Origin of the sequence: Mixta theicola, from assembly GCF_002895925.1 — a bacterium.
Classification (GTDB): Bacteria; Pseudomonadota; Gammaproteobacteria; order Enterobacterales; family Enterobacteriaceae; genus Mixta; species Mixta theicola.
The window spans coordinates 108,316-122,139 of the sequence record NZ_NWUO01000004.1; the positions used below are offsets into that span (position 1 = coordinate 108,316).

The 13,824-nt window shown below is 53.5% G+C and carries 12 protein-coding genes and 1 tRNA gene; 5 read left to right on the forward strand and 8 right to left on the reverse strand.

Going from position 1 to position 13,824, the window contains the following annotated elements; genetic code table 11:
• Positions 1 to 183: 183 nt before the first annotated feature.
• Entirely contained in the window at positions 184 to 1,074 is an 891-nt protein-coding gene (locus tag COO59_RS07130) for a helix-turn-helix domain-containing protein (protein WP_103059124.1), read from the reverse strand.
• 326 nt (positions 1,075 to 1,400) lie between these two features.
• Between COO59_RS07130 and yghX the strand changes: the two genes are divergently transcribed.
• Entirely contained in the window at positions 1,401 to 2,288 is an 888-nt protein-coding gene (gene yghX, locus COO59_RS07135) for a YghX family hydrolase (protein WP_103059125.1), read from the forward strand.
• Positions 2,289 to 3,169: 881 nt separating this feature from the next.
• On the opposite strand, the gene COO59_RS07150 is transcribed toward yghX, so the two are convergent.
• From COO59_RS07150 to aspA, 6 genes are all read right to left on the reverse strand, one after another.
• Positions 3,170 to 3,245: transfer RNA gene (locus COO59_RS07150), tRNA-Phe, on the reverse strand.
• 109 nt (positions 3,246 to 3,354) lie between these two features.
• Positions 3,355 to 3,933, reverse strand: coding sequence for a division control transcriptional repressor DicD (dicD, locus tag COO59_RS07155; protein WP_103059126.1), 579 nt, complete (start codon positions 3,931 to 3,933; stop codon positions 3,355 to 3,357).
• A 61-nt stretch (positions 3,934 to 3,994) separates the two neighbouring features.
• On the reverse strand, positions 3,995 to 5,701 hold the full coding sequence (locus COO59_RS07160; RefSeq protein WP_103059127.1) for a protein-disulfide reductase DsbD: 1,707 nt from the start codon (positions 5,699 to 5,701) through the stop codon (positions 3,995 to 3,997).
• Positions 5,677 to 6,000 (reverse strand): divalent cation tolerance protein CutA, encoded by a 324-nt coding sequence (gene cutA, locus COO59_RS07165; protein ID WP_103059128.1) that lies wholly within the window; start codon positions 5,998 to 6,000, stop codon positions 5,677 to 5,679. The genes COO59_RS07160 and cutA overlap by 25 nt, the downstream gene beginning before the upstream one ends.
• Positions 6,001 to 6,107: 107 nt before the next feature.
• On the reverse strand, positions 6,108 to 7,409 hold the full coding sequence (locus tag COO59_RS07170) for an anaerobic C4-dicarboxylate transporter (protein WP_103059129.1): 1,302 nt from the start codon (positions 7,407 to 7,409) through the stop codon (positions 6,108 to 6,110).
• 113 nt (positions 7,410 to 7,522) lie between these two features.
• Positions 7,523 to 8,959: an aspartate ammonia-lyase gene (gene aspA, locus COO59_RS07175; protein WP_103059130.1), complete on the reverse strand. Its 1,437-nt coding sequence runs from the start codon at positions 8,957 to 8,959 to the stop codon at positions 7,523 to 7,525.
• A gap of 385 nt (positions 8,960 to 9,344) precedes the next feature.
• On the opposite strand from aspA, the gene COO59_RS07180 reads away from it, so the two are divergent.
• From COO59_RS07180 to COO59_RS07195, 4 genes are all read left to right on the forward strand, one after another.
• A complete protein-coding gene (locus COO59_RS07180) occupies positions 9,345 to 9,806 on the forward strand; it encodes an FxsA family protein (RefSeq protein ID WP_103059131.1) in 462 nt (153 codons plus the stop codon).
• Between the two features lie 219 nt (positions 9,807 to 10,025).
• Positions 10,026 to 10,319, forward strand: coding sequence for a co-chaperone GroES (locus COO59_RS07185; protein WP_103059132.1), 294 nt, complete (start codon positions 10,026 to 10,028; stop codon positions 10,317 to 10,319).
• Between the two features lie 46 nt (positions 10,320 to 10,365).
• Positions 10,366 to 12,012, forward strand: a complete 1,647-nt coding sequence (gene groL / locus COO59_RS07190; RefSeq protein WP_103059133.1) for a chaperonin GroEL — start codon at positions 10,366 to 10,368, stop codon at positions 12,010 to 12,012.
• Positions 12,013 to 12,202: 190 nt separating this feature from the next.
• On the forward strand, positions 12,203 to 12,550 hold the full coding sequence (locus tag COO59_RS07195; protein WP_103059134.1) for a DUF4156 domain-containing protein: 348 nt from the start codon (positions 12,203 to 12,205) through the stop codon (positions 12,548 to 12,550).
• A gap of 245 nt (positions 12,551 to 12,795) precedes the next feature.
• On the opposite strand, the gene epmB is transcribed toward COO59_RS07195, so the two are convergent.
• On the reverse strand, positions 12,796 to 13,824 hold the full coding sequence (gene epmB / locus COO59_RS07200; RefSeq protein ID WP_103059135.1) for an EF-P beta-lysylation protein EpmB: 1,029 nt from the start codon (positions 13,822 to 13,824) through the stop codon (positions 12,796 to 12,798).

The window sequence follows — 13,824 nt, forward strand, 5'->3', positions numbered from 1 at the left end:
TCATCCGCTGCTTTTTATATAGCAGTTCTTACTGATCTTTGGGCAAAAAATAACCCTGTATCGACGTCTGGCGTGCAGAAAAAATGAACGTATTACGCTTGATTATTACGCGTTGCATGCTATGTCCGGACATATCCCGAAATAAAAGAAGCCTGACGGCAGAATTAATTATTTACGTCTTTCCTAAGAAACCAGCGGAGCCGTATTTGGCAGATGGAAATTAACCGGGATAAAGAAATATCCTTCCAGCCGTTCGGTGCTGCAGCGGGCCAGATCGAGCGTCAGAAAATCCTGGCCGGGGCGGCGCGTCAGGCCGGGCTGTGCCAGGTGGCGATAATAAGCTTCAATAATAAAACCACTGAAATTACATGGATGAGCCTGAAAGGCGAGTTTCAACCATAAGCCGCCCGGCAAAATATCGCGCTGAGCCTGTAAGGAATATTCGCCTTCACGCTGTTCCAGCCCGCGCATCAGGCTAACCGTATGATATTCTTTGCGTTGAGCGCAGGGCGTAAACTGTAGCGTAATATAACCCTGCTCCCGGCTTCCCTTATTATCCCGAATAAAATCGTACAGATATTGCGTAAGGATTTGCTGTTTATCCTCGACAAAGTCGCCATATAAACATTGATACTGCTGACTTTCGCCATATATCACCCGATCGGGCAGCGTAATCAGTTCTGGCTGGCGCTCCTCTTTTCTCAGAGGGTTAAACCGGCCGTGGAAGGCGGCCGTATTAAGCTCATCAGCGTAGCGATAAGCGTGGGGCGTCAGGGCGAAATGATGCCGAAACGCGCGGGTAAAATTTTGCTGCGTATCGAAGCCGTAGCGTACGGCAATATCAATCAGTGAGAGGCGAGTTAATCGCAGCGCCATTGCTGATTTGGTAAGGCGTCTTTTACGCGCGTAGGCGGCAACGGTTTGGCCGGTCATCTCCTTAAACAGCCGCTGCATATGCCATTTTGAATAGCCTGATTTTTGCGCGATGGTATCGATATTGAGCTCTTCCGTCAGGTTATCTTCGATCCACGCAATGAGATCTGCGATGTATTGCGTTTTTTGCGTCTCGCCCATTTGCTTACCCAGAAAGTAACAATAGTTATAATTTTGTTAGATACAGTTTTTAGGGGTATTAATTTAGCAATTTTTTGCGTAACAAAATGTCGCTCAGTGTAAGCAAAAGATTTCAGGCCGAGTATGGCCGCTGAAGACGATCGATTTTCACCGCCTGTGTTCTATGTTTTTCTGGCAAGCGCGCTGTTAGCGTTGTTAAGCCTGATGACTTCTGCCGCCAGGCTGCATTAACGATGCCCCGAATGGCGAGTGCAACATAAATAACACTTCTTTTTTACATCCCTGCTGTTTACATTGTGAGCAAAACCCGACGGAAGGAGTTTGAGATGGCACGTCTGACCGCAAAAGATTTTCCGCAGGAGCTGCTGGAGCTTTACGATCATTACGCACATGGCATGTTAAGCAAGCGTGAGTTTCTTGCGCAGGCGGCGAAATATGCCATCGGCGGCCTGACGGCTGTCAGCCTGCTTTCAATGCTTAGCCCTGACTATGCGCTGGCAGAGCAGGTGGAGTTTACCGATCCTGATATTCATGCAGAATATCTTACTTATCCTTCGCCCAATGGACATCAGGCGGTAAGAGGCTATTTTGTGCGGCCGGCTGCCATTCAGGCGAAAACACCGGCGGTGGTTGTGGTGCATGAAAACCGCGGTCTGAATCCTTATATCGAAGATGTCGCGCGGCGCGTGGCAAAAGCGGGGTTTATGGCGCTGGCGCCGGATGGATTAAGCTCGGTGGGAGGCTATCCAGGAAATGATGATAAAGGGCGGGAGCTGCAACAGCAGGTCGATCAGACGAAGCTGATGAATGATTTTTTCGCCGCCGTTGAGTTTTTGATGCAGCATCCGCAGGGCAACGGAAAGGTCGGTATTACCGGTTTCTGCTATGGCGGCGGCGTCGCGAATGCGGCCGCGGTGGCTTATCCCGAACTGGCGGCTGCGGTGCCTTTTTATGGTCGCCAGCCGCCAGCGGAGGAGGTGGCACGTATTCAGGCGCCGCTGCTGTTGCACTATGCGGAGCTGGACACCCGTATTAACGCAGGTTGGCCGACTTATGAAGCGGCGCTAAAAACCGCCGGGAAAAAATATGAGGCCTGGATCTATCCGGGGGTGAATCATGGTTTTCATAACGATTCTACGCCGCGTTACGATCGTAAAGCGGCAGAGCTGGCCTGGGATCGCACTATCGCCTGGTTTCGGCGCTATCTGGCTTAACCGGCCAGTGCGATTTTTTCTCATTATGCCCCAGCGCGCGCTCCGGGAAATAAGCTGAAAATTAAGGAATAGCGGCTTAGCTCGAAATTCGAACCGTTACATATCATTTTACACAGGATATAAAATTATGTGCCCAGGGGCTGAATACAGGCTGCCGTGGCCGGAGCGTAATGCATAAAAAAATCCCAACCACAAAAGTTGAGATTGATTTTTACTTAGCATTGGGGGCTTTGTGCTCGTCTGTTTTGGGAAAAATATAACCACCGCTCCCTACAGCAACTCCCATCGCTGACCAAATCCAGTGCGCCACTACAGGTGAAACCAGCAGCCACTGGTTAGTTCAGTAACTGGATTTGACTTCATATGGTGCCGGGCAGGTTTGAAGAAAAAGAGTTCTCCAGGATATTTAATCAAAAAAGCGCAACGCTGAACCTTAGTAATAGCCAGGAAGCAGAGCTAATTCTGTCAGCTTTGCAGCAAGCGGACCTGATCAAGGAATGATCGCTCCGGGAAGTGGAGAAATACTATGTTCACTGCTGTTATGAGAAGAACGAGAACTACATCAATTGAGAATGGAGGGCAGGTCACATCGACGCTGGAATATATTGATGAGAATGTTGACAGCCTGCGGAATATACGGGAAAGCGAATTGATATAGTGAGTGCGGCTGCAGGAATGGCGTCAAATAGTTACGTTATGTGATATTGAAAAGATTATTTTCAAATAGCAGACGCGAAAAAACAGACCTGTTGATAACAAGTCTGTTTTTCAAGAGCCTTTCTTTCAACAACAAGTAACAGCGTTACATCGTGTTTTTACTGGCTCGCCTTCATGTCCGTCAGCGCTGCATCTTGCAAATCTGACCAACCGGCTTTGAATAGTGGTGCCCGGACTCGGAATCGAACCAAGGACACGGGGATTTTCAATCCCCTGCTCTACCGACTGAGCTATCCGGGCAACGGGGCGCATTAAACCGTAAAGGCTGATAAGCGTCAACGGCTTTCTACGAAAAAGTTACGGAAATGCGGTTGATCGCCTGCTTTTCGCGCAGCGTGGCGAAAAATTGTCAGGTTAATGCGCCGTTTCGACGACAGAGCGCGATATGCAGCACATCTTCCGCCAGCCGGCGAGCGATCGCCACATCCTGCTGATTACGTTTCACCAACAGCTTGCTCAGGCAGCCTTCCAGCACCAGCTCCATCTGATCGGCGACCAGCGTCGGATTATCGGTGCCCAGCATCGTTAACAGTTCATGAGTATACTGCCAGGAGGCGCGTTTTTGCTGTTCGGCCAGCTGGTGCACCGGATGCTCCGCCTGCGGATAAAAACTGCAGGCGGCAATAAACAAACAGCCCGGAAAGCGGCCGTTGCCAACTGATTCTTCCAGCACCTTATAGCGAGCCAGCAGTTTTTCCTCCGCGCTTAGCGTGTCATCCAGCAGGAGCTGCCGACGCCAGCTATCGATCTGTTGACCATGATAGCGCAGCGCGTCATACAGCAATGCATCACGGTCGGGCCAGAAACGTTGCAATAGTTCATAAGGAACGGCGACCTGACCAGCCAGTTCTTCCAGCGAGAAGGTGCCCGCGAGACCATTATGTTCCAGTACGTTTAGTGCGTGGTCGAGTACCTGTTCACGTTGCACGTAAGAGATCTCCTGTAAATTTCTCTGGCGGTAAATCGGTTGAATCAGACTCCAGTGTCGTTTACCGCGCCAGTTTCTGCAAATGCGCCTGAAAGGCCGCGGCGTCCAGATAGCCTGTCACACGCGAGCCGGGGATTTCTGTGCCCTGCGCGTCAAAAAACAGAATCGTGGGCAGCCCCAGCACCCGTAAATGCTGCAATAGCGCGCTGTCCTGCTGGCTGTTGGCGGTGACGTCCGCCTGCAGCAGTTGGATCTGCGTCAGCGCCTGCTGCACCCCGGCATCGCTGAAGGTATATTTGCTGAATTCTTTGCAGGCAACGCACCAGTCGGCATAAAGATCCAACATGGTTATTTTGCCCGACGCCTGCTGTAGCTGCGCATCCAGCTGCGATACGCTGCTAACGCGGGTGAAGTCCAGAGCCGTATGCGCAGCGGTCGCTTCGGTACCAAAAGCCCACTGCTGCAACGGCTGCGCGCTGACCAGCGCCGCCAGCAGCAGAATAATTTGCGCCACGCGCAGCCAGCCGCGCCGCGCCTGCAGGCTGATAATAAATGCCCAGGCAAAAAAGCTGACTGCCAGCAGGCTCCAGAGCCGCAGCCCCCAACTGTCGCCAATGATGCGCTCCAGCAGAAAGACCGGCAGCGCCAGGATAACGAAGCCAAATCCTTCTTTAACCGTCTGCATCCACGGACCGCTTTTCGGCAGCAGGCGATTGCCAAACAGCGTGACGGCAATCAGCGGCAGACCCATACCAAACGCGTACAGCCACAGCGTGCCTGCGCCCGCCAACAAATTGCCGCTTTGGGCGATATAAAGCAGGATGGCGCTTAGCGGCGCGGTGGTGCAGGGCGAACAGATTAAACCAGCCAGCGCCCCCATCAGAAATACGCCGGGCAGGGAGCCGCCGCGTTGGCGATTGCTCCAGAGCGTCAGGCGCGTTTGCAGGCTGGCAGGCAGCTGCAGGCTAAACAGGCCGAACATGGAGAGCGCCAGCAGGACAAACAGCAGAGAAAGCGCGATCAGCACATAAGGATGTTGCAGCGCCGCCTGAAAACGTAAGCCTGCGGCGGCGACCACTACTCCCAACAGCGTATAAGTCAGCGCCATACCCTGAACGTAAACCATCGACAGCGCCAGCAGGCGACCGGGCGACAGCTGACGGTTACCGCCGAGAATAATGCCGGAGATCAGCGGATACATTGGCAATACGCATGGCGTAAAGGCAACGCCGATACCAATCAGCAACGCCCACAGCGGCGAGAAGGGCAGCGGGCTGGCGGCTTCCGCGCTGACGGGAGCCGCCGCAGCGGATGGCGTAGCGAGCGCCACCGTTACCGCCGCCAGCGGGATCTCACGCGTTTCCGGCGGATAGCAAAAGCCCGCCGCGGCGCAGCCCTGATAGCGCAGCGTAACGCTGGCGTTATCGCCCGCTTCAGCAATCGTTACCGGAATCGTCAAATCCTGCGGATAGATTTCACTCTTGCCGTAAAACTCATCTTCATGCGGCTGGCCTTGCGGCAACTGCAGCGGAGCCAGTTTCGCCTGCTTTGCCGTCAGGCTGATTTGCTGGCGGTACAGGTAATAACCAGGCTTGACCTGCCAGCGCAGCGTCAACCGATCGCCCTGCTGGCTGAAATCAAAAGAAAAAGCCTCATTAACCGGCACAAACCGGCTTTGTGAACCGTTATCAAACAGCCCGGCCTGGGCGGGCAGGCACAGAAAGGCGCTAACTAACAATAATATTAACGAAGCGATGCGCTGAGCCATGACAGGTAATCACTCTCTCCATGTTGTACCGGCAGTACCAGCAGTTCGGGCGTATCGTAAGGATGTTCCGCTTTCAGCAGATCGATTAATGCCTGCTGATGAGTGACGTCGCTTTTAAGCAGCATCTGCACTTCATGGGCAGCTTCGCGCTGGCCCTGCCAGACATAATATGAGATGGCGCCTGGCAAGACGGTTACGCAGGCGGCCAGCCGCGCCGAGAGCGCTTTATTGGCCAGCTGTTCGGCGATTGAGCTGTCGGGTGCGGTACAAAGAACAATGACGGCGGTAGATAAAGCCATGGCTCGCTCCTGAGAATAAAAGGGCAATCATAGCATGGGCCGGCGCGGATATTTTTAACAGGCGGTAAGCAGAGGTAACCCGGCCTGCGCCGGGTTAGCCGCATGATTTATAAAAACAGATGGCCGAACAGGAAACCAAACGCCACTGACAGCACAATCGCGAGCGTGCCGGGGATCAGAAACGAGTGGTTAAAGACGAATTTGCCAATGCGCGTCGAACCGGTGTCATCCATCTCAACCGCTGCCAGCAGGGTTGGATAGGTAGGCAGCACAAACAGCGCGGAAACGGCAGCAAAAGAGGCCACGGCAGTTATTGGCGAGACGCCCAGCATCAGCGCGGCGGGCATCAGGGCTTTGGTGGTCGCCGCCTGGGAATAGAGCAGGGTAGAGGCAAAAAACAGTACCAGCGCCAGCATCCACGGATGATTATTCAGCAGCTCACCGGCCAGCAATTGAATATCATTGATATGGCCTTTAACAAAGGTATCTCCCAGCCAGGCGACGCCCATTACGCAGATACAGGCGCTCATGCCGGATTTAAAGGTACTGGCGCTGAGGATGGCGCTGGTATCAATTTTACAACTCAGGCAGATCAGCGTGGCGATAGTCAGCATAAATACCACAATCGCTTCGTTGCGCGGCAGCAGCGGATGTTGGATCAGACCAACGTTTTCGCTGATTGCGGTGGCATAGAGCATCACCGCCGCAATACCAATAAGAAACAGCAGCACCGAGCGTTTTGCGCCCGGCTTTTCTGCAAATACCTGCGAGCCGCGCAGCGTAACTTCACCTTTTGCCAGACGCGCCTGGTAAATCGGATCGTCCTGCAGTTCTTTACCAAGAAAGTTAGTTACCAGCGCCGCCACGAAAATCGCCGCCATGGTAGAAGGGATCGCTACCGCCAGCAGCGCCAGATAATCAATGCCGCGCGGCTCAAGAATGCCGGCGAAATAGACCACGGCGGCGGAAATCGGCGAAGCGGTAATCGCAATCTGTGAGGCGACGACGGCGATGGAAAGCGGACGCGACGGGCGCACACCTTGCTCTTTGGCAACTTCGGCGATAACCGGCAGCGTAGAGAAAGCGGTATGGCCCGTGCCCGCCAGCAGCGTCATACCATAGGTGACCAGCGGCGCGAGAAAAGTAACGTAGCGGGGATGCTTACGCAGCAGCCGTTCAGCAAGGCTCACCAGATAATCCATGCCGCCTGCCACCTGCATCGCGGCAATGGCGGAAATCACGGCCATAATAATTTCGATCACGTCGAAAGGAATGGCGCCCGGCTTCATCTGGCACAGCAGCGTCAACACCAGCACGCCCAGACCGCCTGCAAAGCCGATGCCGATACCGCCCAGCCGGGCGCCCAGATAGATCGCCAGCAGGACGATAAGCAGCTCTAATCCCACCATAATGTGACTCCTTACAATAATGATAAAAAGCAGTAAATAATTTGTATGCTGCGGCAATAAAAAAGCACGTTGTTCAGGGAACAGACGTGCCTGTAAAAGATTAAGCGTCGGGCTTAGTTTTCATTTTCATCAGTATAGCGTTTTGCTTTATAGGCGGGGCGCATCAGGTTCGATACGGAAAAAATATCGTCCAGTTCGGCTTCGGTCAGCAGCCCGCGCTCCAGCACCACTTCCCTGACGCTTTTGCCGGTTTCAGCACAAACTTTTCCGACAATATCGCCGTTATGGTGACCAATATAAGGATTGAGATAGGTAACGATGCCGATAGAATTAAACACATACGCTTCGCAAACCGCTTTGTTGGCGGTAATGCCGTTAACGCATTTTTCCAGCAGGTTGTAGCAGGCGTTGGTCAGGATCTGAATAGATTCAAACATCGCCTGACCGATAACCGGCTCCATAACGTTAAGCTGGAGCTGACCCGCCTCGGAGGCCATCGTCACGGTGATATCGTTGCCGATCACTTTAAAGCAAACCTGGTTAACCACTTCCGGCACCACCGGGTTCACCTTGGCTGGCATAATAGAAGAACCTGCCTGCAGTTCCGGCAGGTTGATCTCATTCAGGCCGGCGCGCGGGCCGGAAGAGAGCAGGCGCAAATCGTTACAGATTTTCGACAGCTTTACCGCCAGGCGTTTTAGCGCCGAATGCACCATGACATAGGCGCCGCAGTCAGAGGTTGCTTCGATCAGGTCTTCAGCAGGCGTGACCGGCAGATTGCTGACCTCCGCCAGTTTCTCTACTGCCAGCTGCTGATAGCCATCGGGCGTATTCAGGCGCGTGCCGATTGCCGTGGCGCCCAGGTTGACCTCCAGCAGCAGTTCGGCGGTGCGGGTAATGTTTTTAATCTCTTCTTTCAGCAGGACGTTGAAAGCATGAAACTCCTGACCCAGCGTCATTGGCACCGCATCCTGTAGCTGCGTGCGGCCCATCTTCAGGATAGTTTCAAACTCAGCCGCTTTACGCTCAAAGCCGTCGCCCAGCTGAGCGATCGCGTCCAGCAGTTTCAGAATGGAAGCGTAAACCGCGATACGAAAGCCGGTAGGATAAGCATCGTTGGTGGACTGACATTTGTTGACATGGTCGTTAGGGTTCAGATACTGATACTCCCCTTTCTGATGCCCCAGCAGTTCAAGCCCGATGTTGGCCAGCACCTCGTTGGTGTTCATATTTACCGAGGTGCCTGCGCCCCCCTGGTAGACATCAACCGGGAACTGATCCATGCATTTGCCGTTATTCAATACCTCATCACAGGCCTGAATAATGGCGTTGGCAATATTACGAGGGATGGTTTGCAGCTCTTTATTGGCCAGCGCTGCCGCTTTTTTCACCATTACCATGCCGCGCACAAATTCAGGAATGTCGCTGATTTTATGGCTGCTGATACAGAAATTTTCAATCGCACGCAAAGTATGAACGCCGTAATACGCATCCGCCGGAACTTCGCGCATGCCTAACAGGTCTTCTTCGATACGAATGTTATTTGCCATGGGAACCTTCTTGTTAATGCTGCCGGTTACATCATTGATGATGTGTTTATCGTGTCGGGTTAAGCCAGCGCCGATAGGTTGACTCTTATCAGCCAGGCGGCAAAATCATAGGCTTAAGCGACACAAATATCTGAGCCCGGATCGCGATTCGAAGAAAAGCTGGCCCGGAGCCAGCGTTATGTTGTGATCATAATCCCAGAATCGCCGCAGGTGGGAAAAATCCTGCATACTGGTTGAAATTTAACGCCTGCGTACCCATCTCTGTAGCTTGTCTGCGTCATAGTTTGCAGTGACGTAAAACGCGCCGACGAGAGTTGAACGCGTTAGTACCGAAGAATATCGCCGCTGCGCCGCAGGCGTGACGGCCCGACGAAAGGAGAATACGGTGCGCTGGTTACCGTTGTTAATACTGTTTTTATTTGCCTGGATTGAAATCACACTGTTTATTCAGGTTGCGCACGTGCTGGGCGTTCTGCTGACGATGCTATTGGTCATCTTTACCTCCGCCATCGGCGTATCGCTGGTTAAAAATCAGGGCGTGAAGAACTTTATGCTGATGCAGCAGAAACTGGCGCAGGGTGAAAGCCCGGCGGCGGAGATGATCAAAAGCGTTTCGCTGATCATCGCCGGTTTCCTGCTGCTGCTGCCGGGATTCTTTACCGACTTACTTGGCCTGCTATTACTGCTGCCGCCGGTACAGAAACATTTAACGTTGAAGCTGATGCCGCATCTGCGCGTCTGGCGCGGGACGGGCGCTGGCCCTGACAGCGGTTACACCATGGAAGGCGAATACGAACGCAAAGAGAGCGATCGTATTGGCCATGATAAAGATCGCCACGATCGCTAAATTTTTTCACGCAGAGAATGGCGGCAATCAGCCGCCATTCTTTTTTCTTCCGTCGGTTAGCCGTATCGGCAAATTCATCCTGAACAAAAATTTTTTTTGTGTTGCCCCTTGAAAGCGATCGCGGCTGTCCCTATCTCTTGAGCCACGAGGCCGGAAGCCTATAAGCCCGGCATTCATCCCTAAAATGACTGATTGGACTTCTCAAAGGAGAGCTATCAAATGAACATTCGTCCATTGCACGATCGCGTTATCGTCAAGCGTAAAGAAGTTGAATCCAAATCTGCTGGCGGCATCGTTCTGACCGGCTCCGCGGCGGCTAAATCTACCCGTGGCGAAGTATTGGCTGTGGGCAATGGTCGCATCCTGGAAAACGGCAGCGTGAAGCCGCTGGATGTGAAAGTGGGCGACGTTGTGATTTTTAACGAAGGTTACGGCGCTAAAACCGAGAAGATCGACAACGAAGACGTGCTGATTATCTCTGAAAGCGACATTCTGGCAATCGTTGAAGCCTGATTAGGCAAAAACCACATCGAACATACGAATTTAAGGGAAATTTCAAATGGCAGCTAAAGACGTAAAATTCGGTAATGACGCGCGCGTAAAAATGCTGCGCGGCGTGAACATCCTGGCAGACGCAGTTAAAGTTACCCTGGGCCCGAAAGGCCGTAACGTGGTGCTGGATAAATCTTTCGGTTCGCCGACCATCACTAAAGATGGCGTCTCCGTTGCACGCGAAATCGAACTGGAAGACAAGTTCGAAAATATGGGTGCGCAGATGGTGAAAGAAGTTGCCTCTAAAGCGAATGACACCGCAGGCGACGGTACCACCACCGCAACCGTACTGGCTCAGTCCATCGTTAACGAAGGCCTGAAAGCCGTAGCCGCGGGCATGAACCCGATGGACCTGAAACGCGGTATCGATAAAGCCGTTATCGCCGCAGTTGAAGAGCTGAAAGCGCTGTCTGTACCTTGCTCTGACTCTAAAGCTATCGCTCAGGTTGGTACTATTTCTGCTAACTCCGATGAGACTGTCGGTACCCTGATTGCTCAGGCAATGGAAAAAGTGGGTAAAGAAGGCGTTATCACCGTTGAAGAAGGCACCGGCCTGCAGGACGAGCTGGACGTGGTTGAAGGTATGCAGTTCGACCGTGGCTACCTCTCTCCTTACTTCATCAACAAGCCGGAAACTGGCGCAGTAGAGCTGGACAGCCCGTTCATCCTGCTGGTTGATAAAAAAGTTTCTAATATCCGCGAACTGCTGCCGGTACTGGAAGCGGTAGCGAAAGCCAGCAAGCCGCTGCTGATCGTTGCTGAAGACGTTGAAGGCGAAGCGCTGGCAACGCTGGTGGTTAACACCATGCGCGGTATCGTGAAAGTTGCTGCGGTTAAAGCACCGGGCTTCGGCGACCGTCGTAAAGCGATGCTGCAGGATATCGCTATCCTGACTGGCGGTACCGTTATCTCTGAAGAGATCGGTATGGAGCTGGAAAAAGCAACGCTGGAAGACCTGGGCCAGGCAAAACGCGTAGTGATCAACAAAGACACCACTATCATCATCGATGGCGTGGGTGAAGAAGGCGCTATCCAGGGCCGCGTATCTCAGATCCGTCAGCAGATCGAAGAAGCGACCTCTGACTACGACAAAGAAAAACTGCAGGAGCGCGTAGCGAAACTGGCAGGCGGCGTAGCCGTACTGAAAGTGGGTGCCGCAACTGAAGTTGAAATGAAAGAGAAAAAAGCACGCGTTGAAGACGCCCTGCACGCAACCCGTGCTGCGGTGGAAGAAGGCGTGGTAGCTGGCGGCGGTGTTGCACTGGTGCGCGTTGCGGCGAAACTGTCTGAGCTGACTGGCCAGAACGAAGATCAGAACGTCGGTATCAAAGTTGCGCTGCGCGCAATGGAATCACCGCTGCGTCAGATCGTTTCCAACGCCGGTGAAGAGCCGTCCGTGGTGGCTAACATGGTTAAAGCGGGCGACGGTAACTATGGTTACAACGCGGCTACCGAAGAGTACGGCAACATGATCGACTTCGGTATTCTGGACCCGACCAAAGTGACCCGTTCTGCGCTGCAGTACGCTGCTTCTGTCGCTGGCCTGATGATCACCACCGAATGTATGGTGACCGACCTGCCGAAAGACGATAAAGGTGACTTAGGCGCTGCTGGCGGTATGGGCGGCATGGGCGGTATGGGCGGCATGATGTAATTGCCCCCAACGGCTTAGGTTATCTAAACCCCCTGGCAGAAATGGCAGGGGGTTTTTCTTTTGCCGCTGAAAAAGGTATAAGTAAACGCGCAGGTTTATACTGAACGTTTGTGGCAAGGGATGTTTAAGACAACGCTCTCTTTTCTGATACGCTCAGACCGGATACTGACGATAATAAATGAGGAATCACATGCGGATTAAAGTCTTGCTGGGGCTTTCTGCAGCAGCATTGCTGCTGGCGGGGTGTAGCACCTCCAAAGATCTAAGTGCGGCAGGCCAGCGCGTCACCTTTACCGATCAGCAACCGGGCAGTACCTGCCAGCTCTTGGGTGAAATCACCGGTAGCCAGAGCAACTGGCTGAGCGGCGCTGGCGGCGAAAACAGCTCTCTGCGCGGCGCGGCGAATGATTTACGCAACCGGGCGGCGGAGATGGGCGGCAACGTGATTTACGGCGCAACCAGCCCTACGCAAAATATCTGGTCAAGCTTCGCCCCGCTCGACAGCAAAATGACCGGCCAGGTCTATAAATGCCCGTAAGTTCTGTTTAACCGCCATAAATTTTAGCGTTATGCCGGTGCCTGCTGTGACGCTGCCGGCTTAACGCTGTTACCCCGCCCCCGTTTTTCTGCCGATAACAGCGCCTTCGCCGTCAGGATGGTGGCTCTGTTGCTGATATATCCTGTTAATTCACAGAGCCGCGCGATAATGCCTTAGCGCTGACGCGGGTTGATGATTTTTCACCATCATGTTGACCGTCCTGCCTTTTATTACCGGACGCCGCTTCAGGATTGCCTGAGCTGCAGATCGAGCGGCGTTTTACTCGGCTCGCCGCCGATTTCTCGCGCCAGTTTTGGCACCAGATAGCCGGAAACCAGCGCCAGCAGCTGCCGCATAATGGCGCGCGCCGCCTCGTCCGCAACATAAAAGTGCGCCGCGCCCTGAACTTTATCCAGCACGTGCAGGTAATATGGCAGGATCCCAGCATCAAACAGCGCATTGCTGAGCGCCGCCAGCGTGTGCGCATCATCATTAATGCCGCGCAGCAGCACGCTTTGGTTTAGCATCGTGACGCCGGCGCGCTTCAGCATAGTGATGCCGTGGCGCAGCGCATTATCAATTTCCTGGGCATGATTAATATGGGTCACCATAAGCACCTGCAGGCGTGAGCTTGCCAGACGCTGACATAAACCTTCGGTAATCCGCGCGGGAATAACCACCGGCAGGCGGCTGTGAATACGCAGGCGTTTTAAATGCGGGATCGCTTCCAGTTCGCCGATCAGCCAGTCCAGCTCATGATCTTTTGCCATCAGCGGATCGCCGCCGGAAAAAATGATCTCGTCCAGCTCGTGATGATCGCGAATATAGTCCAGCGCCCGCTGCCAATTGCGCTTATTGCCCTGGTTATCCTGATAAGGAAAATGACGGCGGAAACAGTAGCGGCAGTTCACCGCGCAGCCGCCTTTTACCAGCAGCAGCGCCCGGTTTCTATACTTATGCAGCAGGCCAGGCACGACGCTGCTCTGCTCATCCAGCGGATCGGTACTGTAGCCAGGCGCATCAATAAATTCCTGGCGATCGGTGATCACCTGCAGCAGCAGGGGATCGTGCGGATCGCCTTTTTTCATGCGTTGCGCAAACGCACGCGGCACGCGCAGGGCAAAAAGCCGGCGCGCATCCTCTCCGGCAGCCAGCTGCGGATGGTGATCCAATGCTAAAAAGCGTAGCAATTCATGGGGTTCAGTGATGACGTCTGCAAGTTGTTGCAACCAATCTTCTCTGGATGGGGTATTTAGGGTTACAATGTGTGCCAT